This is a genomic window from Nocardia inohanensis NBRC 100128, from assembly GCF_001612945.1.
Taxonomy (GTDB): Bacteria; Actinomycetota; Actinomycetes; order Mycobacteriales; family Mycobacteriaceae; genus Nocardia; species Nocardia inohanensis.
This window is the reverse complement of sequence record NZ_BDBK01000017.1, coordinates 469,037-495,554: the sequence shown is the minus strand read 5'-3', so window position 1 is coordinate 495,554 and position 26,518 is coordinate 469,037. Positions and strand designations below refer to the sequence as shown.

18 protein-coding genes are annotated in these 26,518 nt (G+C 69.3%); 7 read left to right on the top strand and 11 right to left on the bottom strand.

The annotated features are described in order from the left end of the window. Nucleotides 1-23 precede the first annotated feature (23 nt). Genes NI1_RS32995 through NI1_RS32985 form a run of 3 tightly spaced genes read right to left on the bottom strand, consistent with a single transcriptional unit; the run spans nt 24 to nt 4,572 of the window. Complete coding sequence (locus NI1_RS32995) at nt 24-431, bottom strand: DUF4233 domain-containing protein (protein WP_067828951.1); 408 nt, start codon at nt 429-431, stop codon at nt 24-26. Next, nucleotides 428-1,873: a bifunctional tetrahydrofolate synthase/dihydrofolate synthase gene (gene folC / locus NI1_RS32990; RefSeq protein ID WP_067828949.1), complete on the bottom strand. Its 1,446-nt coding sequence runs from the start codon at nt 1,871-1,873 to the stop codon at nt 428-430. The genes NI1_RS32995 and folC overlap by 4 nt, the downstream gene beginning before the upstream one ends. Next, nucleotides 1,870-4,572 (bottom strand): valine--tRNA ligase, encoded by a 2,703-nt coding sequence (locus NI1_RS32985; protein WP_067828946.1) that lies wholly within the window; start codon nt 4,570-4,572, stop codon nt 1,870-1,872. The genes folC and NI1_RS32985 overlap by 4 nt, the downstream gene beginning before the upstream one ends. 346 nt (nt 4,573-4,918) lie before the next feature. Here NI1_RS32985 and NI1_RS32980 point away from each other — a divergent pair, with 346 nt between their 5' ends. Both NI1_RS32980 and NI1_RS32975 read left to right on the top strand, forming a co-directional pair. Further along, nucleotides 4,919-5,698, top strand: coding sequence for an AAA family ATPase (locus NI1_RS32980; protein ID WP_245663513.1), 780 nt, complete (start codon nt 4,919-4,921; stop codon nt 5,696-5,698). A gap of 199 nt (nt 5,699-5,897) precedes the next feature. Continuing rightward, nucleotides 5,898-6,263 (top strand): hypothetical protein, encoded by a 366-nt coding sequence (locus NI1_RS32975; RefSeq protein WP_067828943.1) that lies wholly within the window; start codon nt 5,898-5,900, stop codon nt 6,261-6,263. Nucleotides 6,264-6,462: 199 nt separating this feature from the next. Here the strand turns inward: NI1_RS32975 and NI1_RS32970 are convergent, their stop codons facing one another. After that, nucleotides 6,463-7,386 (bottom strand): diacylglycerol/lipid kinase family protein, encoded by a 924-nt coding sequence (locus NI1_RS32970; protein ID WP_084524117.1) that lies wholly within the window; start codon nt 7,384-7,386, stop codon nt 6,463-6,465. Beyond that, complete coding sequence (locus NI1_RS32965) at nt 7,383-8,960, bottom strand: FAD-binding oxidoreductase (protein ID WP_067828940.1); 1,578 nt, start codon at nt 8,958-8,960, stop codon at nt 7,383-7,385. Before NI1_RS32965 ends, NI1_RS32970 begins: the two co-directional genes overlap by 4 nt. A gap of 104 nt (nt 8,961-9,064) precedes the next feature. On the opposite strand from NI1_RS32965, the gene NI1_RS32960 reads away from it, so the two are divergent. Next, entirely contained in the window at nt 9,065-9,697 is a 633-nt protein-coding gene (locus NI1_RS32960) for a TetR/AcrR family transcriptional regulator (protein ID WP_157535461.1), read from the top strand. Further along, the gene (locus NI1_RS32955; protein WP_067828934.1) at nt 9,694-11,232 is read left to right on the top strand and encodes a glycerol-3-phosphate dehydrogenase/oxidase; all 1,539 of its coding nucleotides are present in this window, start codon (nt 9,694-9,696) and stop codon (nt 11,230-11,232) included. Before NI1_RS32960 ends, NI1_RS32955 begins: the two co-directional genes overlap by 4 nt. Before the next feature lie 9 nt (nt 11,233-11,241). On the opposite strand, the gene NI1_RS32950 is transcribed toward NI1_RS32955, so the two are convergent. Next, nucleotides 11,242-12,081, bottom strand: a complete 840-nt coding sequence (locus NI1_RS32950; RefSeq protein ID WP_067828930.1) for a patatin-like phospholipase family protein — start codon at nt 12,079-12,081, stop codon at nt 11,242-11,244. A gap of 94 nt (nt 12,082-12,175) precedes the next feature. Further along, a complete protein-coding gene (locus tag NI1_RS32945) occupies nt 12,176-12,607 on the bottom strand; it encodes a hypothetical protein (protein ID WP_157535460.1) in 432 nt (143 codons plus the stop codon). A 209-nt stretch (nt 12,608-12,816) separates the two neighbouring features. Here NI1_RS32945 and NI1_RS32940 point away from each other — a divergent pair, with 209 nt between their 5' ends. After that, nucleotides 12,817-14,625, top strand: coding sequence for an FHA domain-containing protein (locus NI1_RS32940; RefSeq protein ID WP_157535459.1), 1,809 nt, complete (start codon nt 12,817-12,819; stop codon nt 14,623-14,625). On the opposite strand, the gene NI1_RS40000 is transcribed toward NI1_RS32940, so the two are convergent. From NI1_RS40000 to NI1_RS38720, 4 genes are read right to left on the bottom strand one after another with little or no spacing between them, the layout of a single operon-like run. Then, the gene (locus NI1_RS40000) at nt 14,594-17,683 is read right to left on the bottom strand and encodes an FAD-dependent oxidoreductase (protein ID WP_067828920.1); all 3,090 of its coding nucleotides are present in this window, start codon (nt 17,681-17,683) and stop codon (nt 14,594-14,596) included. The two genes, NI1_RS32940 and NI1_RS40000, sit on opposite strands and share 32 nt — an antisense overlap. A gap of 30 nt (nt 17,684-17,713) precedes the next feature. Next, nucleotides 17,714-20,140, bottom strand: coding sequence for a serine/threonine-protein kinase (locus tag NI1_RS39995; RefSeq protein WP_176581961.1), 2,427 nt, complete (start codon nt 20,138-20,140; stop codon nt 17,714-17,716). Further along, the gene (locus tag NI1_RS32925; RefSeq protein ID WP_067828917.1) at nt 20,137-21,540 is read right to left on the bottom strand and encodes a hypothetical protein; all 1,404 of its coding nucleotides are present in this window, start codon (nt 21,538-21,540) and stop codon (nt 20,137-20,139) included. Before NI1_RS32925 ends, NI1_RS39995 begins: the two co-directional genes overlap by 4 nt. Continuing rightward, complete coding sequence (locus tag NI1_RS38720) at nt 21,537-23,126, bottom strand: hypothetical protein (protein WP_067828915.1); 1,590 nt, start codon at nt 23,124-23,126, stop codon at nt 21,537-21,539. The genes NI1_RS32925 and NI1_RS38720 overlap by 4 nt, the downstream gene beginning before the upstream one ends. Before the next feature lie 276 nt (nt 23,127-23,402). Here NI1_RS38720 and NI1_RS32915 point away from each other — a divergent pair, with 276 nt between their 5' ends. Continuing rightward, nucleotides 23,403-25,703, top strand: coding sequence for an FdhF/YdeP family oxidoreductase (locus NI1_RS32915; protein ID WP_067829294.1), 2,301 nt, complete (start codon nt 23,403-23,405; stop codon nt 25,701-25,703). Then, nucleotides 25,700-26,512, top strand: coding sequence for a formate dehydrogenase accessory sulfurtransferase FdhD (fdhD, locus tag NI1_RS32910; protein ID WP_067828913.1), 813 nt, complete (start codon nt 25,700-25,702; stop codon nt 26,510-26,512). The genes NI1_RS32915 and fdhD overlap by 4 nt, the downstream gene beginning before the upstream one ends. Nucleotides 26,513-26,518: the final 6 nt, after the last annotated feature.

Genomic DNA, 26,518 nt, shown 5'->3' with positions numbered 1-26,518 from the left:
GGGCAGGTTGCCCGATCAACGATTCAGGCTTCGGTCATCCGCTGGCTGGGGAGCGCCCCCGCCTCCATCTTCTTCTTCACATCGGCGCGCAGCACCAGGATGAACAGCCATACGGCGAGGAACACCACGGCGATCACCAGGATCGAGATGTGGATGAATCCGCCTGCCAGCAGCGCGAACTGGAGGCCGAGGTTGAACCACAGCGCCCACGGCTTCTTCTGCACGCCCGCGCCCAGGAACATGATCACGGCCAGCCCGACCAGGTACAGCACCGAGTACCAGCGCAGCCCGCCGCCGACCTGCGCGACCACCGGCAGCGCGAGCAGCACGGTGATCGCTTCCAGCACGAGGGACCCGGCCATCACGCCGCGCAGACCCTTCCACGGGTCGGTGGCGGGTGCGGGCACCTCGGGCTTGGAGTCGGAGGTCATGCGGGGTCCTTTCCGAACAGGCTGCGGGCCGTCCCGGCGGTGACGACCGATCCCGTGATCACGATGCCCGCGCCGGCGACCAGTTCACCGTCGTCACCGTCTTCGGCGAGATGGATGGCGGTCTCGATGGCGTCGGCGAGGTCGTTGGCCACGGCCACGCGTTCGTCACCGAACCGCTGCACCGCGAGGTTGGCCAGATCGTCCACGGGTAGCGCTCGGGGGGAACCGTTCTCGGTGACCACGATCTCGTCGAAGACCGGTTCCAATGCGTCCAGGATGCCACCGGCGTCCTTGTCCGCGAGCACCGCGATCACGCCGACCAGTTTGCGGAAGTCGAATTCGCTGGTCAGGGTGGCGGCCAAAGCCTGTGCGCCCTGCGGATTGTGGGCCGCGTCCAGGAAGATGGTCGGCGCGCTGCGCATGCGCTCCATCCGCCCGGGGCTGATGGCGCTCGCGAATCCGGCGCGCACGGCATCGATATCGAGCTGCCGGGACGAGCCCGCCCCGAAGAACGCCTCCACCGCGGCGAGCGCCAGCACCGCATTGCGGGCCTGATGTTCACCGTGCATGGGCAGGAAGATGTCGTCGTACACCCCGCCGAGGCCCTGGAGTTCGAGCACCTGCCCGCCGACGGCGGTGCGCCGCGACAGCACCTGGAACTCCGAACCCTCGCGCGCGACAGCCGCATCCACCTCCACGGCCCGGCGCAACAGGACGTCCATGACTTCGGGTTCCTGCTGGGCGATGACGGCGACGGTGTCGCGCGGCACCAGGCCGTCGTCGACGGCCTTCTTGATGATCCCGGCCTTCTCCCCCGCGATGGAGGTGAGGTCGGGGCCGAGGAAGTCGGTGTGGTCCAACCCGATCGGGGTGATGACGGCGACCTGCCCGTCGATCACATTGGTGGCGTCCCAGCGCCCGCCCATCCCGGTCTCGACCACGGCGACATCCACCGGCGCTTCGGCGAAGGCGGCGTACGCCATCGCGGTGAGCACCTCGAACTTGCTCATGGCCGGACCGCCCGCGGCCGCGGACTGCTTGTCGATCATCTCGACGAAAGGCTGGATCTCCCGCCAGGTTTCGACGTACCGGCCCGGCGTGATGGGCGCATTGTCGATGGCGATCCGCTCGGTGGCCAGCTGGAGGTGCGGGCTGGTGATGCGCCCGGTGCGCCGGTGCAGCGCGGTGAGCAGCGAGTCGATCATGCGGGTGACCGAGGTCTTGCCATTGGTGCCCGCGATGTGGATGGCCGGATAGCCGTGCTGCGGCGAGCCGAGCAGATCCATCAGCGTCTCGATGCGGGTGAGCGAAGGCTCGATCTTGGTTTCCGGCCAGCGCTGATCGAGTTCGGCCTCGACCAGCGCCATTTCGGCGAGGTCGACCGGGGAGGTGCCGCTGGTCAGCGGCTGTCCCTCTTCGGCGTATCGGCGCTCGTCGCTCATTTGTCCGCCGCCAGCTTGGCGATTTCCGCGAGCCGCGCGGTGATCCGCTCGACGTCGGTTTCGGCGATCTCCTTGCGGGCCTTGATCTTCTCGACCACCTCGTCCGGCGCCTTGGCCAGGAAGCCCTGGTTGCCGAGCTTGCCGGTGGTGCCTGCGAGTTCCTTCTGGGCGGCGGCCAGATCCTTCTCCAGGCGGCGGCGTTCGGCATCGAGGTCGACGGTCCCGGAGGTGTCGATCTCGATGGTCACCGTGGCATTGGTGAGCCGCACCTCGAGCGAGGCGGTGGCGGCGAAGTCGTCGCCGGCGGCGGTCAGCTTGGCCAGGTTCGCGATCGAGGTCTGCTGGGTGAGCAGCTCGGCGGCCTCGATGCCGATGAGCTTGGCGGCGACCTTCTGTGAGTCGGCCAGGCCCTGGTCGGAGCGGAAGCGGCGGATCTCGGTGATCAGCTTCTGGGTGTCCGAGATGCGCCGCGCCGCATCGGCATCGGCTGCCGCGCCGGAAGCCTGCGGCCAGGAGGCGATGACGATGGATTCGCCCGCTTCGCCTTCGGTCAGCGCCTGCCACAGGGTTTCGGTGACGAACGGGATGGCCGGGTGCAGCAGGCGCAGCACGGCGTCGAGCACATTGCCGAGCACGATGCCGGTGGCGGCCGCGCGCTCCTCGGATTCGGCGAACTGCACCTTGGCCAATTCCAGGTACCAGCTACAGAATTCGTCCCACGCGAAGTGGTAGAGACCTTCCAGGGCTTTGCTGAATTCGTAGCGGTCGAGCGCCGAATCCACTTCGGCCACCACCTCGTCGAGGCGGTCGAGGATCCAGCGGTCGGTGTCGGTGAGGGTGTCGCGCGCGGGCAGCTCGCCCGGCTTGGCGCCGTTCATGAGCGCGAACTTGGTGGCGTTGAACAGTTTGGTGACGAAGCTGCGCGACGCGGTCACGTGCGAGGTGCCCACGGACAGGTCGCCGCCGGGCTGCGCACCGCGCGCGAGGGTGAATCGCGTTGCGTCCGCGCCGTATTCGTTGATCCAATCGAGGGGGTCGATGCCGTTGCCGCGCGACTTGGACATCTTCTTGCCGTGTTCGTCGCGAATCAGGCCGTGCAGGAACACATCCTGGAACGGCACCTGCTTCTGCTGCGGATCCTTGCCGGCGGTGAGCACCGGGTCGTCGGAGACGAACATGCCGAACATCATCATCCGCGCCACCCAGAAGAACAGGATGTCGTAGCCGGTGACGAGCACGCTGGTCGGATAGAACTTGGCCAGTTCGGGGGTCGCGTCCGGCCAGCCCATGGTGGAGAAGGGCCACAGGCCGGAGGAGAACCAGGTGTCGAGCACGTCCGGGTCCTGCACGTAGCCCTCGGGGGCCTGCTCGTCCGGGCCGACGCAGACGATCTCACCCTCGGGGCCGTACCAGATCGGGATGCGGTGACCCCACCACAGCTGGCGCGAGATGTTCCAGTCGTGCATGTTGTCGACCCATTCGAACCAGCGCGGTTCCTGGCTCGGCGGGTGAATGGTGACCTGGCCGTTGCGGACCGCGTCGCCGGCGGCCTTGGCGATGCCCTCGACCTTCACCCACCACTGCATGGACAGCCGCGGTTCGATGGGTTCGCCGGAGCGCTCGGAGTGGCCGACCTGATGCTTGTACGGGAACTTGCGATCGACGATGCGGCCTTCGGCCTCGAGGCGTTCGCGGATCTTCACGCGCGCCTCGAAGCGGTCCATGCCGTCGAATTCGGTTCCGCTGTCGGCGATCTTGCCGGTCTTGTCCATGATGGTCGGCATGGGCAGGCCGTGGCGCAGGCCGAGCTCGAAGTCGTTGGGGTCGTGCGCGGGGGTGATCTTCACTGCGCCGGAACCGAATTCGGGATCGACGTAGTCGTCGGCCACGATCGGGATCTGGCGGCCGGTGATGGGGTGGTAGACGGTGGTGCCGATGAGCGCCTGGTACCGCTCATCGTCGGGATGCACCGCGACGGCCGTGTCACCGAGCATGGTCTCGACCCGGGTGGTGGCGACGATCACGTGCGGTTCGTCGTCGTTCATCGACCCGAAGCGCATGGAAACCAGCTCGCCGTCGACCTCCTTGTGATCCACCTCGAGATCGGAGATGCCGGTCTGGAGCACGGGCGACCAGTTCACCAGCCGCTCGGCGCGGTAGATGAGCCCCGCGTCGTAGAGCCGCTTGAAGATGGTCTGCACCGCGCGCGAGAGTCCGTCGTCCATGGTGAACCGGTCGCGGCTCCAGTCGACGCCGTCGCCGAGCCGGCGCATCTGCCCCTGGATCTGGCCGCCGCTCTCGCGCTTCCAGTCCCAGACCTTGTCGACGAAGAGTTCGCGCCCGAAGTCTTCCTTGGTCTTGCCGTCGACGGCGAGCTGCTTCTCCACCACGGTCTGGGTGGCGATGCCGGCGTGATCCATTCCGGGCAGCCACAGCACCTCGTAGCCCTGCATGCGCTTGCGGCGGGTGAGCAGGTCCATCAGCGTGTGATCGAGGGCGTGGCCCATGTGCAGGGTGCCGGTGACGTTCGGCGGCGGCAGCACGATCGAGTACGGCGGCTTGTCGCTGGATGCGTCGGCGGTGAAGTAACCGGCGGCTACCCACTGCTCGTACAGGTCGGCCTCGACGTCACCGGGATTCCAGGACTTGGGGAGGGCATCGGCACGATTGCGTGGGTTCTTAGAGGCTGCGCTGGTCACCTGGCGATTCTAAGGGGCGGGATTCTGCCACCTCTACCGGGTTTTGGATAGCCGAAGAGCGGGGCTTTCGACGGATGAGGGACATCGAAAGCCCCGCCCTCGTGAATCAGCCTACCGGGGTTTCGGGCGGAGGCGGCGAATCCATAAGCAATTCTCAGGTTCTGACCCAAATGGGCCAGGGTAGGCCAACTTTCGTTGCATCTGCGTTGCGTTCGACCAGTGTTTTTCGTCGATTCACGGTGCTATTGCACAGTTTTCGTGCCGGTCGGTCGACCAGTTGGACATCGGTGCGGGCGCCGCTACCGGATGCGGGCGGAGAATCAGTGAAAACTCAGGGAAATCCCGGTTGCCGGAAGCGATTTGGCAGCCAATGCTGGAGAAGGTGACGCACCCGCTCGACTCCGGCCCCCTCCACCCCTCCCCCGTACGATCCGGCGCGATTCTGCCGCACCGCCCCGAATTGCTGTCCAGCCGGCGCGGCCCGCGCACCGTGGCCCCGCATCGGGTGCACGATCTGCGCGGCGACGCGGTCCGCGAATTGCGTTATCCGGCCACCGCGGCCGTGATCTTCTCCGGGGTGCCGGGCGCGGGCAAGAGCACGGCGCTGCGCAAACTCTTCGGCCTCACCCCCGAGGGCGTGGCGCCGGCGGTGAGCTCGCACGGTGCGGTGCTGCTGGATTCGCAGCATTCCCGGAACTGGTGGCAGCGCCGGCTCACGCGCGTGCCGTATCCATTGCTCTTGCCGATCGTGCACGTCACGCACTATCTGCGGATTCGCCGCGCGCTGCGGCGGACGGACGGGCCGGTGGTCATCCACGACTGCGGGACCCGGCAGTGGGTGCGGCGGCTGGTGGCGTCCTGGGCGCGGACCGGCGGGCGGCCGGTGCATCTGGTCATGATCGATGCCCCCGCCGAGCACGCCCTCGCCGGGCAGGTGGCGCGCGGGCGCGAGGTCGGGCGGCTGAGTTTCCGGCTGCACTATCTGCGCTGGCAGCGGCTGATCGAGCTGGCCGGGGCGGGCGTGAAACCGCGCCCCGCACCCGAATCGGTGGTGATCCTGGATCGCGCCGCGGTCCGCGAGCTCCGGGCGGTGTCGTTCGCGGCCGCCGGATCCTCGGCCGCCTGAGTCCGATTCGCCCCGTCAGCGGGCGTGTGCAAACCCACTCCCACTCGGTGGGGTGAGCTGAGCCGCAATCCTCTTGCGCGTTCTACCTGCGGTGATGTGTTCTAGCTATCCGGCTGGCGCCAGTCGTCCTCAGTTCCGACGCAGTACCGACAACTCCTCCAGGGACTCCACTGTCCCTCCCCCGGAAAGAGAGTCACTCATGCGCGTTCGAACCTTCATCGTCACTTCCGCGCTCGCCGGGGTCACGATCGCCGGAGCCGTCGCCGCCGGAACCGCTTCCGCCGCAACACCGTTCGTCATCCCGCAAGCCGGAGCCGCCGGACTCGAGCTCTCCCCCGCCGAAACCGGCGCCCTCGCCAACAGCCCGATTCCCGCCCTCGCCGACCGTTACGCACCCAATGGCCTGGTCACCGTGGTCGTTCAGCCCGATTCCGCACTCCCCCAGGACGATTACAGCGTCTATGCGGGCCTGCGCGACATCGTGGCCGAAGCGGCCAACCATCCCGGCGGCACGGTCGACCTCATAGTCGACTCGGAAGGCGTTGTCCTGCTCCAGGATTGGTAGCGCCGCTGGCCGTTCCACTGCGGCCGCCCCGAACCACCGAGTGCCCCACACCTTTCCGGCGTGGGGCACTCGTCGTGGTCGCTGGCGCCACCGAGCAAGAACAAAAGGAGACCGTGCGGTCAGTGGGAACTGGTTGCGGGGTTTTACGGCGTGTCGCCGCAACCAGTTCCCACTGACCGTTGGGTCTGCTTTTGGGGGGCTAGGTGAGGACTTCGAGGGCGTTGGGGTGGGCGTGGAAGGTGGCGGGGAGGTGGCCTGCGGGGTCGCCGTCGGCGGTGGCGGGGGCGTTGGGGGCGGTGAGGGTGATTGTTCGGGCGCGGTATTGGACGGTGGCGGGGTGCTCGATCCGTTTGCCCGCGGAGAGAGCCGGGAGCAGCTTGAGCATGTCCAGGCGCGGCATGGCTCCGACCACGGTCAGGTCGAGGAGGCCGTCATCGAGTTCGGCATCCGGAGTGATGAGCATGCCGCCGCCGTAGGTCTTGGTATTGCCGACCGCGACCATGACCGCGTCGAGCTCGAGCACGGTGCCGTCCGGATGGTCGGGCGAACCGTGCAGTTCGATCTTGTACGGCACGGCCAGCTTGCCCGCTAGTTCGATGACCGCGGCCAGGGTGTAGCGCAGCGGGCCCTTGGGCCAGCGCATGTGGTTGGCGCGCAAGGTGACTCGGGCGTCGAGACCGGTGCCGGTGACGGTGGCGAACCACATGGGTTCGTCCGCGTCCTGCGCCTGCACGGTGCCCAGGTCGATGGTGCGGGTCCGGCCCCGCAGCACGGTGTCGACCGCGGCGGCGGTGTCGTCCGGGATGCCGAGCTGACGGGCCAGGTCATTGCCGGTGCCGCCGGGGATCAGGCCCAGCGGGACGTCCTTGCCGACCAGCCCTTGCAGCACCACGCAGACCAGGCCGTCGCCGCCCGCGGCCACCACGGCATCGGGGCGGGTGTAGGGGTCGGCCAGGGCCTCACGCACCAGGCGAGCGGTGTCCAGGGCCGAATCACCGCGCAATTCGGTGACCTCGACGTCCCGATCGGTGAAGGCGTTGGCCGCCGCGACCGCGACCTGCGCGCCCTTGCCCTGGCCGGAGAGCGGGTTGGTCACCAGTGCGACGGAGCGAATCTTTCTCACGGGATGAGCTTCCCAGGGTTGAGGATGCCCGCGGGGTCGACCGCGTTCTTCACCGCGCGCAGCACCTGCACGCCGAGCTCGCCGACCTCGTCGGTCATCCACGGGCGATGGTCCGCGCCGATGGCGTGATGGTGGGTGATGGTGCCGGACGCGGCGACAATGGCGTCACCCGCGGCCCGCTTGGCCACCGCCCACTGCGCGATCGGATCCTCGGCCTGCTTGGCGACGATGGTGAAGTACAGCGAGGCGCCGGTCGGGTAGGTGTGCGAGATGTGGCACATGACCAGCGCGGGCGCGCCGCCGACGGTCAGCGAATCGACCAGGGCGGCAGTCACTTTCGCCTTGAGATCGGCCAGATTGGACCAGCTGGTGGCGGTTTCGAGGGTCTCGCAGAGGATGCCGACGTCCAGCAGGGCATCCCGCAGGTACGGCGCGGAGAAGCGGCCGTGCTCCCACTCCTGGGCCGGCTGCTCACCCAGGGCGGTGCCACCGGCGGCCAGCAGCAGCGCGTGCGCTTCGGCGCTGCGGGCGGCCACATGCGCGGCGGTGCCCTCGAAAGTGGTGACGGCCAGGCAGCCGCCCACGGCCGCGCCGCCGACGTCGCCGGCACGCGCCAGGTTGAGGCCGGTTTCGGCTTCGTCGGACAGGCGCATGACGGTCGGGGCCGCGCCGGTCTGGATGACGGTGCGCAGGGCGTTCGCGCCGGTGGCGAAGTCAGGGAACGACCAGGCTTGGTACGCGGTGGTTTCCGAGACGGGGTGCACGCGCAGCGTGACCTCGGTGATGATGCCGAGGGTGCCCTCCGAACCGGAGAACAGCTCGCGCAGATCGGGTCCGGCGGCGGAGGCGGGGGCCCGGCCGAGGTCGAGAGTGCCGCTGGGCGTGGCGATCCGCAGGCGCTCGATCATGTCGTCGAAGCGGCCGTAACCCGCCGACGCCTGTCCCGAGGAGCGGGTGGCCGCGAAGCCGCCGATGGTCGCGAATTCGAAGCTCTGCGGAAAGTGCCCGAGCGAAAAGCCTTCCTTGCCCAGGAGTTCCTCGGCCTGCGGGCCGGACAGGCCCGCGCCCAGGGTGGCGGTGCCGCTGATCGGATCCATCTCGGTGAGGGCGTCCAACCGTCCCAGATCGATGGCGATGACCGCGTCGAAGGCCCCGCGCACCGGATCGAGACCGCCGACGACACTGGTGCCGCCACCGAAGGGCACCACCGCGATGGCGTTGGCCGCGCAATACTCCAGCAGCGCAAGCACTTCGGCGTGATCGGCCGGGAAGACGACCGCGTCGGGTGCGTCCTGTGTCCCATCGGCGCGGCGGCGCAACAGATCCGGGGTGGATTTGCCGCCCGCACGGAGCAGCCGATCGCGGTGGCCGGTCGAGACGTGCTCCGCACCGACCACCGCGACGAGCCCGGCATGCTGGTCCGGCGTGAGCGCCGAGTCACGCAGCGGCACGTCGCCCTCATCGCGACGGGCCACCGGTTCCCCGGACACCCCGAAGACCTGCGCGAGCAGTCCCCGAATCTGTTCCGGCAACGGTTTGTGTCCGGACGGGGAGCCCCAGGCGTCCCACACCATACTCGCGCGGACCTGCGGCTCGCCCGGGTTTTCCGCCGATGTGGCTGCTGCTCGTTGATCGACCATGCGTTACAGTCTGACATAGAATGTCAAGTAGTAACGAGATGCTAGGTGGTGAGCCCGTGACCGAACCATTGTCCGCTGTCGATCAGGCGATCCTGCGCGCCGCCCGCGACGCCGTGATCGAGTTCGGCGTACGGCGCACCACCCTCACCGAAGTGGCCAAGCGGGCCGGCGTCAGCCGCCCGACCGTCTACCGCCGCTGGCCGCACACCGGCGCACTGGTGGCGGACCTGCTGGTGCTGGAATTGCGGGAGATCGCCGTGGCGAACGTGCCGGCGACCGGACCGGGGCGCAAGCGCCTGGTCACCGCGATCGTGGCGGGCTCGGCGCAGATGCGCTCGAACCCGGTGTTCGGCAAGATCTTCCGCGCCGATACCGACATCATGCTCACCTATGTCTTCGAGCGCCTGGGCCGCAATCAGCGCAAACTCATCACCCTTTTCGCCACGGTGATCCAGGAAGGCCAGCGCGACGGGTCGATTCGCGATGGCGACTCCCGGCAGATGGCGACCATGCTGCTGCTCATCACCCAGTCGGCGGTGCAATCGGCGGGCACGGTGGAGGACTGGCTGGACGCCGAACACCTCGATATCGAACTCGCCCACGCCATCGACGCCTATCTGGCGCCGACTTCGCACCGTTTTCCGCCAGCTCATCGAAAGGTCCTGCCATGACCGGCAATTCGACTCAGCACGGTTCGGCCTTGAATCGTGACCGGCGGCAGCGGGAGCTGTATGAACTCGGTGACGGCGGTGTCATCGACGTGCTGGTGATCGGCGGCGGCATCACCGGTGCGGGTGTGGCGCTGGACGCGGCCGCGCGCGGACTGCGCACGGTGCTGGTGGAGAAGCATGATCTGGCGTTCGGTACCAGCCGCTGGAGCTCCAAACTGGTGCACGGCGGCCTGCGTTATCTGGCCAGCGGCGGCGTCGGCATCGCGCACGAGAGCGCGGTGGAACGACATATCCTGCTCACCCGCACCGCCCCGCACCTGACCCGGCCGCTGCCGCAGGTGGTGCCGCTGCTCCCGAATATCGGTGCGGCACAGAAGCTGCTGGTGCGGACCGGCTTCGTGGCCGGTGATGTCCTGCGTCGCACCGCGGGCACCTCGGCCGCGGTGCTGCCCCGCTCTCGTCGCGTGGCAGCGGCGGAAGCCCTGCGCTTCGCCCCGACCGTGCGCCGAGACGGTTTGCGCGGCGGGCTGATCGCCTGGGACGGGCAGCTGGTCGACGACGCCCGCCTCGTGGTCGCCATCGCCCGCACCGCCGCCTCGCACGGCGCGGCCGTCCTCACCCGGGTGGAGGCCACCGGAGTTTCCGGCACCGGCGCGACCCTGACCGACCGGCTGACCGGGGAATCCCTCACCGTCACAGCGCGTTCCGTCATCAATGCCACCGGCGTCTGGGCGGATCAGGTCGATCCGAGCATCGAACTACGCCCGTCCCGCGGCACCCATCTGGTCTTCGACGCCGCCGCCTTCGGCGGTCTCTCCGCCTCGCTCACGGTGCCGATCCCGGGCAGCACCAGCCGTTTCGTCTTCGCCTTCCCCGCCGCCCACAACCGCGTCTACCTGGGGCTCACCGATGAGGAAGCCCCCGGTCCGGTTCCCGATGTCCCGCACGCCACCGAATCCGAAATCGACTTCCTGCTCGATACGGTCAATACCGTCCTGCGGGAACCGCTGACCCGCAACGACATTCGGGGCACCTTCGCCGGTCTGCGGCCGCTGCTCCGCACCGGTGGTGACAGTACCGCCGATATCTCCCGCGAACACGCCGTTCTCACCTCGCCCACCGGACTGATCACGGTCGTGGGCGGCAAGCTCACCACCTACCGCCAGATGGCGGAAGACACCGTCGACGCGGCGGTCGCGCACGCGAATCTCGCCGCCGCCGACTGCCGCACTCGCAACCTCCCGCTCGTCGGCGCGGTCTCGGGGGCAGCCCGTGACCGGATCCACGCGCCCACTCGTTTGATCGAGCGTTACGGCAGTGAGGCCGTCTCCGTTCTAGCTCTGGGCCAGGACAATCCGAAGGATGCTGAACCGGTGGCGCCTGGAATGGACGTCACCGGGGCCGAATTCGCCTTTGCGATCAGTCATGAAGGCGCGCTCGACGCCGATGATCTGCTCGACCGGCGCACCCGTGTCGGGCTGGTCGCTGCCGATCGTGCTGCGGCTGAACCTGCCGCGCTGGCAGCCTTGGAGTAGTGATGGAGATCAGTTCCAGAGCCCAGCGACGCGAACTGCCTCGGATTTACCTTGTGCACGGCCACATTCGGCGGCGGGCACCCGAGTAGCGGTGTCGAGCGGGTTGTCGCCGAAGGACGCCAGCGACGGCTCGTCGGGCCGGATCACCTCTACCCGGGAACCGGCCTCGACGAGCGCCGCCACTTCACCATCCAGGTAGACATCCGGGTTGGCGGCGATGATCAAGATCCGGGCCGCGCCGGTCGCGTAATCCGAGTTCGTGGAGGTACGCACCCCGCCGTCGACGTAGCGGGTGCCTTCCAGGGTGACCGGAGGCCAGACCATCGGCACCGCCGAGCTGGCGGTTACCGCATCGACGAGCGGGACGCCGGAGGAGCGATCGAAAACCCGGGCCGCGCCATTGGCCGCATCCACGGCGATGACGAGCAGCTCGCGGTCCGGCCAATCGTGAATGGGGAGGCGGGATTCGATGACGGCGCGGCGCTCGGCTGCCGGGATGGTGTCCGCTTCCAGAGCGGCCGCGGCCAGGCGGCGGGAGATCTCCAGCGGATCGCCTTGCGCGTCAGCGGCGATGGCGCTCCAGGTCTCGACGAGCAGCGGGATCGGGTTGCCGGGCGGGTTTATCTCGTGGCTCTGCAATGCCGGATCCACCTGGAGCGCGAACAGTTCGGCGCCGCTCAGTCCACTGCTGAGCTGTACGGCCACATTCGAACCCGCCGAGGTGCCGACCAGCAGATCCGCACCGCTGACGTCGACACCGGCGTCGGCCAGGCCCGCGATGATGCCGGCCTCCCAGGCGATCCCGGCCACTCCCCCGCCGCCCAGCACCAGTGCCCGCTCGTGCGCCATGCTCGCTCCTCTTCGTTCGGACGGGCTTTCGCCCGCAGCGACCGGATTCCGGTATCGCTTCGGTTCCGAACTTAGCGCGCAATACCGACAGCGGTCATCCGAAGACGTTGCAGCCGGAGCCGGTGCTCAGGCCGGTGCCGACGGTGACGTCGACGTACGGGAACAGTTCCGCGCCCGAGCCGCTCTGCTGGAAGATGTGCAAGCGGTGCGCACCGGTGGTCGACGGAGTCCACTTCGTCTGCGCCAGGCCGCCGGACGGGTACGCCCACGCGAACGGCACCGCGTTGTCGTAGAAGATCACCGGCGCGACCGGATCGTCCACGTACCCGTTGATGCTGTAAGAGCAGCCCGTGCCGTAATTGGTGGCCGAGCCGAAGGAAATCCCGGGTTCCACCCCGACCCGCGTCCCCGTCGCGCCCGCGGGCCCCGCCGTGACGGTGAGCGCCGCCGCGGCCAGCCCCACGGCGACGGCGAGTGAACGAGCCCCGGTCGGGCGGCCTGCGGTACCGATGATCGTGCCCATCATGATTCGGTCCTAATCCGTGCTGCCGGAGCCGGGTGCACCGGCACGATCTTCCGATCCTCGCGCTCGCCGCCCGATCCCGCTGCGCAATACCGCATTTTCCGGCACCCGTGTCGGATTCGATCGGGGCATCGGAGCCGAGCGCTGCGCCGGGCGGGCGAAGCGTCCTATGCTGGGCTGCGACATAGTGAGCGCCGGCAAAGGAGGCGCCGATGGGGCGGATTCCGACCACTGTCACCCTGGTCCGTGGGGAGGGCCTGGTCGCCAGATTCGGGAATGTGATCATTCTGGTTTCCGGCGAAAGTCCTTCCACCGAGCGGATTCTCGGTGCGGCGGAGACGGCTGCCAAGTCCGGGGATCCCGGGGTGGCGATCGCGCAACGGCTGGCGGCGACGGTGTTCAGCGGGGGTTCGGCGCAACCGCCCGCCTTCGGGGTGATCGCGCCTACCGCCGGCGGCCTGCTGGTGCTGCTGCGCGGCCCGATCCGCGCCCTGGTCAACGGCCCCGAAGGCACCCGCCAATGGTCCGGTGAACGCGCCATGACCTGGGCGGACGAGATCATCAGGGATCCGATACGCCGTCTCACCGTGGCTCCGGAGGGTGTCGCCACCACCGAGATCCCGCACACCGATCTGCGCTCGGGCGTGGTGCCCGCCGGCGGTTTCATCGTGCTCGCCCCACCCCGCGGCGTCACCACCGCCCCCAGCTCCACCACCGGGGCGATGAAGCAGCCCGATCACCCCGAGGTCGCGCTCCCGGACGCGACCGTGCACGTGGCCCAGTCCACCCCCTCGCACACCCGATTCGGGTCCCCGAACGCCGGATCGGAATCCGTGCCGCGAAAGTCCGACGCACCCGTCCGCCTGGAGACGCCCGAACCCGCCCCGCACCCGGGCGGCCCGAGGACCCCGTCCCGCGGCGTCGCCGTACCCGCCGCTCGAACCGACAAGGGTCCAGCCGAGGACGCACCGATCGAGGACGCGGGCTCACCGCCGGTCCGGGCCGAGCGGCGCGGGCCAGGCGAACCCACCCCGCATCAGTCGATCAAGCCGCCGCCGCGCCCCGCAGGCTGGCGGCCGGAGGATGCGCTGACGGACAAGAACGAAGGCGCGGAAGTGCTGGCCAAGCGGACCCGCGCCACCCAGCCCGCGGCCGGAGCGGCTCCGGAGACGCAGGTCATCCCCGAGGTGCCGGTCGCGGACGCTGCCCCGGGTGTTCGCGGCGCCGCGAAAACACCGCAACGCCAAGAGGATTCACCGCCGCTCGGCGCTCGTCCCGAAGTCTCACCGGCGCAGGGCAAACGACCCGAGGACTCACCACCCTTCGGCAAACGACCCGACGGCTCAACACCGTTGAACCAGCGGCCGGCAGACTCACCACCACTCGCCAAGCGGCCAGCAGACTCACCGCCGTTCGGTAGGCGGCCTGAAGACGCCCCACCCGCGGCCAAGCAGACCGGCAACCCGCCACACCCCGGCGAAGCGGCCGAAGACTCACCACCGCTTGGGAAGTGGGCTGATGGTTCGCCACCGGCCGGGAAGGGGGCCGGGGGTTCCGGGCAGCGTGTGAAGCGGGGCGAGCGGCCGGATCCGGCGGATCAGCCGCCCACCGCAGCCTTCGACTCGGGTGCGGCGGCGGCCGAGGAGGTGCCGCCCGCGACGAGTGCGATGGCGGCCGCCGTGGGCATTCTGGGTTCGTCGGAGGGGGCGGTTTATCCGCTGGACCGGGCTTATGTGCTGGGCCGGGACCCGATGATCGACGAATCGGTGCGGCGGGCGGTGGCCTCGCCGATCGTGATTCCGCGCGATCGGCATGTCTCGCGGGTGCACGCCTATCTCTCGATGGAGGGCGGAAAGGTGCTGGTGCGTGACGCCGCCACGCCCGGCGGGACGTTCGTGGCGGCGCCGGGCGCACAGGACTGGATCCGGGTCGGTCAGAAGAGCATGGAATTGAAGCCGGGCTGGAGTCTGCGGATCGGCGAGCGGGTGTTCACCTATCGGGCGGAACCAGTGCGGCGGTGAGGTTTTCGCCGGTGAGGACCGACCAGTCGCCGGCGTGCAGGGCGGCGAGGGACCACGGGGAGATGCGCCGGCGGGTGCGTACGGCCTGCTGAGCGGCGGCCACGTCGGCGGGGTGGTGGCCGAGTACCGTTGCGCCGACCACGTATTCACCGGAGAGGATGAGCCGGCGGTAGGACGCTTCGGCCGCGCGGTCGATGACGATCACGCGGTCCCGGGGACCGGGTTCGGGCCGGCCGATGGTGAACAACTCGAGTCCGACGCCCTTGAGGATGGTGGCGGGCGTCTCCGCCGTGAGCGATCGGTCGCCGCCGAGCGCGTTGACCGCCGCTGCCTGCGCCTGTTCGGCGGCGATCGGCCACAAACCCAGCACCCGGTCCCGATGTTCGGCCACGTCACCGGCCGCGTACACATCCGGTGCGCTGGTCCGCATCCGGTCGTCGACCAGGATGCCGCGCCCGACCGCCAAGCCCGCGCGCCGCGCCAGGTCGATATCGGGCTTGATACCGGTGGCGGTCAGGAACAGTTCGCACGGCACGGTCGTGCCGTCCCGCAAAACCGCGGCGCGCACCGCGGGATCACCGGTGAGCCGGGTGGTTTCGGCGCGATGCCGGATCTCGATACCGCGCCGCACGAAATGCCCCAGCACAATCGCCGAGCAGCGCGGATCGAGTTGTTTGCTCAGCAGCCGCTCGCCCCGCTCCAGCACGGTCACCCGAAGTCCCAACTGGTGCAGGGCGAATGCGGCCTCGAGACCGAGCAGGCCGCCGCCCGCCACCACCGCGCGGGTGCAGCCGCGCTGTTGCGCGTAGGCGCGGATGCGCAGGGCGTCTCCGGCTTCGCGGAGCACGAAACTGCCCGGGCGGCGCAGCCCGTCGATGGCGGGCAGCGCGGCGCCCGCGCCCATGGCGAGAATCAGCCGGTCGTAGGGCAGCACGTCGCCGGTGCCGAGGCGCACCCGGCGCGCCCGGATATCGACGGCGGTGGCGAGGGTATTGAGCCACGGGGTGACGCGGTGCTCCTCGTACCAGTGTTCGGGCAGCAGGTGCAGGCCCTGCATGGCGGAGCGGCCGTAGACCAGCCGGGAGATGCCCATCCGGTTGTAGAAGTCGTGCGATTCCCGGCCGACGAGATGGATTTCGCAGTCGGGGTGGCCGCGCCGGATGAAATCGGCCGCGGTGACACCGGCGATGCCATTGCCGACGACGACCACGCTCACCAGGGATCGATCGAAATGCGAAGGGGTGATGGTATTTCCGCTGCCGGGCTGCGGGGTGAGAGCGACCTCGACATCGCCGCCGGTGACGCGGGCGCAGCAGGCCATGCGGGTGTTGTCGGCGAAACCCAATCGGCGCAGGGTGTTTCGTTCGTCGGCGGTCGGCTCGCACAGATTGTCCGCACCACCGAGCACCGCGACCGGGTCCGCGCCGCACACGCCCATGCGGCATCCCGCTTCCAACGGCAGGGAGCCGCGCTCGGCGATATCGAGCAGGCTCATGCCAAGATCGACGTCGATGCGGGTGGGGCCCGGTTCGAAGAGCACGGAAGCCGGTGCGTTCGTGCGGGTTCGGAGCGTGCTCCGTTGCCGCGGGAAGGGCAGCAGTACCGGTGCCGTGCGGGTGCCGGTGTGCTGGGCGTATTGCAGTGCGGCGACCTGGGTGCGGGCCAGCCATATCAGGGTTGCCACGAACACGGCCGCGCTGATCAGCCAATGCAGCCAGGGAGCCTGCACGCCGGTGATGGTGGCGAAGGCTCCGGCCAGGATCGATCCGGCGAACCAGTAGAAGATGTCCAGTGCCGCAGCCGAATACACGGCGGTGAGCAGGGCCGGGCTCACCGCGGTCAGGGATTCCAGTGCGAAGTACACCCCGACGGCCGCCAGCACCCCCACACCCAAGATCGCGTACCGCTGCACGATCGATAACTCCGAATGCCCTGTGACGGTCAAGAATCCGAGCACGAACCCCGGCAGCGCGGCGGCGAACAGCTTGCGCGGGGCGCTCCAGCCGCGATCGGAATCCGTCAGGTCGGCGAGGTAGGCGGCGCGCGGTTTGAAGTCGTAGCAGTGCTGGGAGCAGCCGACGCAGGGCTGGCAGTGATTGTTGGCGACGGTGACGAAAGGTGTTCGGCCGTATGCGCGTTGCAGGGGAAACAGCGGGCAGATGGTGCTGCACCAGCCGCTTTTGCCTTTGAATGCGACGCCACCGGCGAAAGCGGCCGACGCGACCAGCGCCAGCACCGCGGCGGTCGCGGCACCGCTGCGGTCCAGGCCCGCGAGCCGGGATCCGGCGATGCCGAAGAACAGCGCGACGGCCAGCAGGTATCCGCGTTCCCGGATCCAGCGGGGCGCGGTGGCGGCGCGGGTGAAGCCCAGCAGGCGGGGCAGCTGATTGGTGGCAGCGAGCGGGCAGACATTGCGCCACAGGCCCGGTGCGATCAGGAACAGGCCCGGCAGCAGCGGCACGATCACCTGGAACATGACGAACAGACCACCCGCCGGGGCCACCAGCAGGGCGATGATCAGCGCCAGATACACGGCCATGCTGAACGCGCGCACCACCTGCCAGAACTTCAGCGGGACGCGGGACGGGAGTTCGGTGAAGACCGGGAACAGATTTCGCCGACCGGACGAATCGATTCCGAGCAGCCGTTCCGTCCAGGCCAGGGCCGCCGGCCGAGCCGTCTCGGCCGGCGGAGGCGGCGGCACCGCGCCGGGCTCCGCCATGAGATTCGTTGCCGCACCGGCATAATCGTTCGAATCCTCGGTGGGCGTATGCAAAACGATGATCTCGCTACGCCCCAGCCGCAGCACATCCCCGGTCGCCAGCACCCGCCGCCCGTTCAGCGCCACCCCATTGACGGTGGTGCCGTTCCGGCTCCCCAGATCCACCGCCGACAATGCGGTCGGCGACGGCACCAGCCGCAGATGCTGCCGCGAAACCCCGTCGTCGGCAAGCACTTCCCCGCCCCGGTCCCGCCCGAACAGCACCGGCCCGTCCAGCACCATGTGCCGCACCGGCCGGCCCCATTCCCGGATCTCGATCCGCGGTTGCCCCGCCATGCCCCGCCTGCCTCTCCACGCCCCGCCCGGCTACCGGCCCGAACGACCGCCCCCGGCCAAGGCCGACAATCCTTCGCGCAGGCGCAACACCCGCACGTACCGATACCGCTTCCCGACCCGCCGCAGCCCCGCCGCGAAAGCCAGCCCCGCGGCGACACCCCCTGCGGCGCAGGCGATCACAGCGGCCACCGTCGGCTCCGTTCCCAGCAGCACCCACGCCGCACCGACCGCGGCGACACCCAACAGCCCGGCACTGACCGCCAGACCCACCGTCGAAGCGAAGCGAGCGTGCCCATGCCGCAGTGCGCGCGAATTGGATTCGGCATAGGCGGTTGCGAACAGCATCAGCAATAGGATCGCGAACGCGGCCGCGGTGGTTAACGACCGCTGGGCGGTATGCACCCCGAACCGATAGGTGGCGGTATCAGACCCGTTGCGCGACAACGTCAACTGCCCGGTCAAATCGCCCGCCACCACATACTGATTCACCGGCGCGGACACCCCGACCTCCCCGCCCCCTCCCGGCAGCGTCACGGTCTCACCACCGACGGGAACCCCCAACACATCCCAGGACAACTTCACCGCATCCGCATCACCCCCGGATATCGTGACCGGCACCGGCTGCGACAGATCGACATCCACCCGGGTCACCGACCCGGGATCGACTCCACTCACCCGAATCATCCCGGCAGGCGGCACATCCCGCGCACCCCCACCGATCCCGAGCACCGCCACCGCACCCACCAGCACCGCACCGACCACCCCCGCCAGCAACGGCAGCCGCGCCGACTTCAACCGCACCACCTGCTGCACCGGCACCAGATCCCCGCGATCGACATCGATCAACCGAGCCCCCTCGTGCTGAATCGGCTGCCGCGGGCGCACCAGCACCAACGGTCCCGCCGACCAGCCGCCGCCGGCCGCCGCGGCGGGCACACGTCCCACCCCGCGCTCGACATCCCGGGCGGGCCCGCGCCGTTCACCACCCGAATCGGCCCTTGCGCGCTGCCGCGCATCCACGCCCTGACCTGACTGCGACGTCGACCGGCCCGCTCCGGACGTCGCAGGCGGACCCGCACGGAATTGCCGGTTTCCGGGTCCGTCCGGACGAAACGGCGGCTGATCGCCGGAACGGATAGTAGGCTGCCCGCCCGCGCCGAAAGACCGCACGGTCGGCACATCCGCCTCGGCTTCGCCACCGACTCGTGCGGATCCGCCGGATGCCGGGCCGTAAGGCCGCTGAGTGCCGGATCGGAATTCGGCATCCCGGCCCCCACCGGTGTCGGGTCCGGACGCCATGCCGGCGGGCGTACTCGGCCCGCGAGCTCCGGAAGCGTTCGCCGCGGGGTTCGCGGTCCGTCGGGGTTGCTGTCGGTGGAGATCTCCGGGTTGAGGTGTGGGGGAATCCCGGGTCGGATTGCCGGTGGGGGCGTAGGGGTCGTGGAGAGGTCCCGGAGCGCCGCCCGGCGGGGGTGTGTGCGGGGTCCAGCCGCCCGCGGGGCCGGGAGTGAAGGGGCGGGAGCCGCCGGTGGCGGCGGCGGCGATGGTGTCGGCGCCGACCAAGGGGATGCCGACGGGGGTGAGCCAGCCGGTGCCCCAGCAGAAGGCAGCTGGTTCGGCGAGGGCGATGCCGAAGGATTCGGCGGATTCGAAGCGGGCGGCGGGGTCGGGGGCCAGGCCCCGCATCACTACTTCGGCTATGGGGTCGGGGACGAAGGGGGCTACTTCGGCGAGGGGGACGGGGTCGCCGTAGGCGTGGGCGAAGAGCATGGCGAGGGCGTCTTCGCCGGGCGGGAAGGGAAGGGCGCCGGAGAGCAGCTGGTAGAGCATGGTGGCCAGGGCGTAGACGTCGGTGGCGGGGGAAAGCTGCTGGCCGCGAACCTGTTCGGGGGCGATGTAGGAGGGGGTGCCGATGATCTCGCCGGCGCGCGTCACCAGGGTGTCCTCGCCGCCGACGATCTTGGCGATGCCGAAATCGGTGAGCTTGAGGGTGCCGTTGGCGGAGAACATGAGGTTGGAGGGCTTCACATCGCGGTGCAGGATGCCGTTGCGGTGCGCCGCGTTCAGCCCGGCCGCGCACGACAAAGCCACCGCGACCGCCGCCGTCGCCTCGAATCCCGCTGTGATGAAACGGTTCTCGACCGTCCCGCCGGGCAGATACTCCAGCACCAGCAGGCACAGCTCCTCGTGCTCGATATAGTCGTACACCGGCACCACGTGCGGATGATCCAGCCCCGCCATCACCCGCGCCTCGTCCACGAACCGCCGCCGCACCAGCGTGTCGCCGGCGAACTGCGCCGGGATCCGCTTGATGGCGACCCGCCGGTTCAGCCCGCGATGCACGCCCGCCAGCACCACGCCGCAGCCACCGCGCCCGACCTGTCCGCCGACGTCGTACCCGGGCAGCGCCGCGCGCACCCGAGCGATATCGCTTTCCGTCGTATCCCCCACGCTCATCCCCCGACTCCTCCCCGCCGCGCATCCTGATCGTCACGAATAGTCGGCTCGTCCGGATCCGTCTCGCTCCCGGGCGGACCCGGCATCCACCGCACCGTGGGTAGCGAGGGTTTCGACGTCGCACCGCGCCCACCGCCCGGCTCCGCTGCACCCGTCCCCGGCTCCCGCGCCATCCCGCCCGCACCGGTCCCCGCCTCCCGCGCCATCCCGCCCGCTCCGATCGGCCCGGTATTGCGCCCGATGGTGGTATCCCCCAGGCCGGTTCCCCCGGGCACACCCCGGACCGGTCCACGCTTGACCGTGGTGTGCTCCCCGCTGCCCGGGCCGGACCCGCCGAGCGGCTCGTGGCGAATGGTCGGTTCGTCCAATCCGGCTGAGTCCTCGGGAAATACGGGGCCGCGCTGACGGAAGCCGACGGTGGGGGCCGCAGGGTGATGGACGGTCGCGGCATCCGGTGAGCCGGGTGGCTGGGCGGTGAAGGCGGTGGTGGCCGGCTCCAGATCCTGATAGGTGGGCGGATGCGCCGGATCCGGGAAGGTGAGGGTGCCGCCGGGACGCAGCGGCTGCGCCCCGGCGGCCCGGTAGGTACCGGTGTCGAGTTCGCGGGCGGCGGCGAGGTCCTCGGCATCCAGGCCGAGATCGTCGGTGCGGCGCGGGGTCGGCGAGAGATACCCGATGAGAAAGAAGGCAGCGGCGGCGACACCGGCGAGCGCCAGCCACAAGCCGGTGCCCGGGACCCACCAGCGGGCCACCGAGGCGGTGAAGCCGACCATCAGGCCGAGGCCGATCCCGGGAGCGAGCAGCCGCAGGCCGCGCTGCCAGCGATTGACCGAAAGTCGATGGCGCGCAACGGTCAACGCCGCATCGGTGATGGCCAGGCCGGTGAGGACGGCGATGATGACCCCGAACAGGCCGTAGACCGAGAAGAGCGAACCGCGGACATCGATGACGGTGTGCACGCTGGTCACCGGGTTGCCGTCGGATCCGATGAGGGTGAGATCCGAACCGATCAGACCGGTCGCTTGCCCGTCCAGTCCGGCGGGATCCAGGCGGTAGGTGAGTTTCTCGGTTTTGCCCGCGGCAATGGTCAATTCGACGGAGGTGGAGTAGGAGAAGAAGTTCAATCCCAGCACGTGACCGGTGAAATCGACGCGGCGCAACGAGACCGGCTTGGCCGTCTCGTTCTTCACCTCCATCACGATCGGGGTGACCTTGCCGGGATCCAATCGCACCGGATGGCTCGCGGTCGCACCCGCGAGCGCCCGGCCGTCGATGGTCGCGGTCGCGCTCACCGCACCGGCGGCGGTTGCCGGACCGGTCGCGGAAACGGCTGCGGTGGAAAGGAATACGACGAGGGCGGCGGCCGATCCGAGCAGCCGCATGACCTTGCTGGTGTTCATCGGGGGCTCCGTGCGGGCAGATGGGAAACCAGGCGGTGGCCGTAGTACCAGCCGCCGATGAGCAGGAAGAACAACAGGATCGTGGCGGTCGCGGCGCCGCCACCGACCTGGCTGACCAGGACGATGTCCAGGTTGGCGGCGAGCTTCTTACCGCATTCGGCGGTCACCTGGTACTGGCCGATCTCGGTGCCGCCGGTCTTCAGCGTCGCACCGAAGGAGCCGTCCGCGCCGGCCTTGGTCTCGGCGACGGCGGCATTGCCGATCGAAAGCTTCACCGCCGCACCGGAATCGCAGCCGCGACCGGTGGCGGCGACATCGGTGCCGGGGGTGACGGCGACGGGATTCAATTCCAGCGCGCTGGCAGCGGCGGCGGGCTTGGTGCCACCGTTCGCACCGCCGGACGGCTGCGGTGTCGCCGGATTCGGCTGCGGCTGTTCTTGATTCCCGCCCCCGGACCCGGTGCCGCCGCCGGAGCCGTTGCCACCACCGCCATCACCACCAGCCGAGCCGCCGCCACCATTGCCGCCGCCCGAGCCGCCGCCGTTACCACCACCACCGTTGCCGCCACCGGAACCGCCGCCATTGCCCCCACCGTTCCCACCATTGCCGGGGTTGGAATCAGGGCACTTGCCGTCCGCGGGCTTCACGCTGCCATCAGCGCATTTCGCTGTGGTCGTGGGGCATTCACCATTGGCCGGCTTGGCACTCCCGTCCGGACAGGTCGCTTGGGGCGGACACGTCGCGGGCGCGGTCACCACCGACCCGTCGGTGCACTTCGTCACCACCGGAGAAGGACACGTGGCGGGCGCGGTCACCACTTTGCCGTCCGTACACGTGGTGACGACCGGGGCAGGGCAGGTGGCGGGGGCGGTCACGACCTTGCCGTCCGTGCACTTCGTCACCACCGGAGACGGGCAGGTGGCGGGCGCGTACACGGTCGTCCCGTTCGAACAGTAGATCGGCGTTTTGACCGGACAGGTCGCGGGCGAATACACCGTCGACCCGTCGTCACAATAGATCGGCTTCTTCACCGGACACGTCGCGGGCGAATACACCACCGTCCCGTCGTCACAGTAGATCGGCGTCTTCACCGGGCATGTCGCCGGTGAATACACGGTCGACCCGTCGTCACAGTAGATGGCCTTCGGGCACGTCGCCGGCGCGTACACGACCGTCCCGTTCGAGCACAGGGTGCCGTCGGGCTCGCCGGAATTGCCGGTCCCGTCGTGAGTTCCGGAGCCGCCGTTCCCGTCCCGGGTGCCGCCGCCGGAATTGCCGGTGCCGTCACGGGTTCCGGTGCAGTCCGAGCCACTGCAATCGCCGCCGGCGTTGTAACCGGTCGGTGCGGCCGAGGGTGCGGCGGTGGAATACTTTGCGCCGGGCGTGCTTTGAGCGGCGGTGCCCTGTGCCATGACGAACGGCGCGGTGGTGGCGGGTATGGCGGGCTGGACGGATTCCTGAGTGTCGGCCGCCCCGATTCCGGAGACCAGGGCGATGAACCCGAGGGCGACCGCGATCGCCAGTATCCGGGTGAGGAGATTCGAACTCCCCACGCCGCGTAGGAATTTCACACGCCGGATGGTCATCCCGGCACCCCGGCCTTCATGCGCACGTGTCGACATCCGGCGGACCTCGCTCGTTAGATGGTAAGTCCCGCACTCCCGCTCGTGCAGGCTTCTCACCCAGGCGTTACCTGAACGCTAAGTGGGTCCGACCGGCCGGTCGTGAGTAGCCCGGTGCTGGAGTTCATCGCCGGTATATCGCGATTCGAGGCGCCGGCGTTCATACCGTTTCGAGGTCCGGACGACCCGATCCGCGGGGCACACCGGCGACACGCCGCGGCGGGGAGCACAATGGCGACCATGCATCGTGCCGCGCCCAAAGCCGATATCGACGAATCCGCGCTGACCGTGACCGCGCCGAAGACCGAGGCCGCGGGCGTCAAGGCGGTCACCGTGGCCTTGGAGCGCGCGGTCGAGGAGATGGGTGTGGTGCGCACCGCCCGCACCCTGGCCCGGGTCAATCAGCGGCACGGCTTCGATTGCCCCGGCTGCGCCTGGCCCGAACCGACCGGTATGCGCCGTCCGGCGGAGTTCTGTGAGAACGGCGCGAAGGCGGTCGCCGAGGAAGCCACGCTGCGCACCGTCACCCCGGAGTTCTTCGCCCGGCATTCGGTCGAGGAATTGGCCGGCAAGTCCGGTTACTGGCTGGGCCAGCAGGGCCGCCTCACCCATCCGATGGTGCTGCGCCCCGGCGATACCCACTACTCCCCCATCGGATGGGACGACGCCTACCGGCTCATCGCCGAGTCGTTGAACGGGCTGGCCTCCCCCGGCGAAGCGGTCTTCTACACCTCCGGCCGCACCGCCAACGAGACCGCCTTCCTCTATCAGCTGCTGGTCCGCCGCTTCGGAACCAACAATCTGCCGGACTGCTCCAATATGTGCCACGAATCCTCGGGCGCGGCCTTGACCAGCTCCATCGGCATCGGCAAGGGCTCGGTGACGATCGACGACTTCAAGCACGCCGACCTGATCATCGTGGCCGGGCAGAATCCGGGCACCAATCATCCGCGCATGCTCTCCGCGCTGGGCGAGGCGAAGGCCCACGGCGCCAAGGTGATCGCGGTCAACCCGCTGCCGGAGACCGGCCTGCTCGGGTTCAAGGACCCGCAGACGGTGAAGGGTTTCACCGGCGGCATCAGCATCGCCGACGATTTCCTCCAGATCCGGCTGGGCGGCGATATGGCGCTGTTCCAAGGCTTGGGCAAGCTGCTGTTCGAGGCGGAGGATCGCGCGCCGGGCACCGTGGTGGATCGGGCGTTCGTGGACCGGCACACCGCCGGATTCGCCGCCTACGAGCAGCAGATGCGCGCCGTCGACCTCGGCGTGGTCGAGCAGGCCACCGGCCTGACCCGCGCGGACCTCGACCGCACCGCCCGGCTGCTGGCCGAATCCAAGGCCGTGATCATCTGCTGGGCAATGGGTTTGACCCAGCAGGTGCACGGCGTGGCCACCATCGAGGAGGCCACCAACCTGCTGCTGCTGCGCGGCATGATCGGCAAGCCGGGCGCGGGCGTGTGCCCGGTACGCGGGCACTCCAATGTGCAGGGCGATCGCACCATGGGCATCTGGGAGCAGATGCCCGAGGCGTTCCTGGCGGCCCTGGACCGCGAGTTCGGCATCACCTCTCCACGCGAGCACGGCTGGGACACAGTGGATTCCATTCGCGCCATGCGCGACGGGCGCGGCAAGGTGTTCTTCGGCATGGGCGGCAATTTCGTCTCCGCCACCCCCGATACCGAGGTGACCGAGGCGGCGCTGCGCAATTGCGAACTGACCGTGCAGGTTTCGACGAAACTCAATCGCAGCCATGTGGTGCACGGCCGCACCGCGCTCATCCTGCCCACCCTGGGGCGCACCGACGAGGATCTGCAAGACGGTGTGCGCCAGCAGGTTTCGGTGGAGGACTCGATGTCGATGGTGCATCTGTCCACCGGCCGCCTCACTCCGGTGAGCGACCAGCTGCGCAGCGAGGTCGCCATCGTCTGCGAGCTGGCCCGGCAGCTGTTCGGCCCCGGCGACACCATCCCGTGGGACGAGTTTCGCCGCGACTACGACAAGATCCGCGACGCCATCGCCAATGTGGTCCCCGGCTGCACCGACTACAACGCGAAGGTACGGGGCCGCAACGGCTTCCAGCTCCCGCACCCGCCGCGGGACGCCCGTGAATTTCGCACCGCCACCGGCAAAGCCAATTTCGCGGTCAACGAATTGCATTGGCTGCCGGTCCCGGAGGGTCGCCTGATCCTGCAAACCCTGCGCAGCCACGACCAGTACAACACCACCATCTACGGCCTGGACGACCGTTACCGCGGCATTCACAACGGCCGCCGCGTGGTGCTCGTCCACCCGGACGACATCGCCGAACTCGGTTTCACCGAGGACGATCTGGTCGATGTGATCTCCGAATGGACCGACGGCACCGAACGCAAGGTCACCGGATTCCGGCTGGTCGGCTACGCCACGCCCCGGGGCAACGCCGCCGCCTACTACCCGGAGACCAACCCGTTGGTCCCGCTCGACCATGTCGCACGCCGCTCCAACACCCCCGCCTCCAAAGCCGTCACCATCCGCCTCGAACGGCACGTGCACACCGCATGAGCCGAGTCACCGCCCGCCGCCGCACCCTGCGCATCACCCCGAACGGCGTCATCACCCGCCCCGATTCCGTCGCGGTCGAGGAACCCCTGGAGATCCGTACCGCCGGGCAGTCGCTGACGGTCACCATGCGCACCCCCGGCGCGGATATCGACCTGATCCACGGTTTCCTCTACGCCGAGGGCATCATCGACTCCGCCGAGGACATCGTCACCGCCCGCTACTGCGCGGGCACCGACGAGGACGGCCGGAACACCTACAACGTCCTCGATGTGCAGCTGCGCCGGCCGGTCCCGATCGCGCCCCGGAATTTCCTCACCAACAGCGCTTGCGGACTTTGCGGGAAGACCGCGCTGGATGAGGTCCGCACCCGCATCCGCCATCCGCTGCCCGCCGACGGCCCACGGGTGGAGCTCGAAGTTCTCACCAAGCTCCCCGCCGAACTCCGTTCCCGCCAGCAGGTTTTCGATGCCACCGGTGGCCTGCACGCCGCGGCCCTGTTCACCATCGACGGCACCGCCCTGGCCGTGCGCGAGGACATCGGCCGCCACAATGCCGTGGACAAGCTGATCGGCTGGGCGCTGCGCGAGAACCGGCTGCCCGCCGGCGATCTGCTGCTCATGGTCAGCGGCCGCGCCTCCTTCGAACTGGTGCAGAAGGCCGCCATGGCGGGCATTCCGCTGATGGGCGCGGTGTCTGCCCCCAGTTCCCTCGCCGTCGACCTGGCGGCCGAAACCGGCGTCACCCTCATCGGTTTCCTGCGCGGCGAAACCATGAACATCTACACCGGCGAGCACCGCATCGTCCTCTGAGCTGGT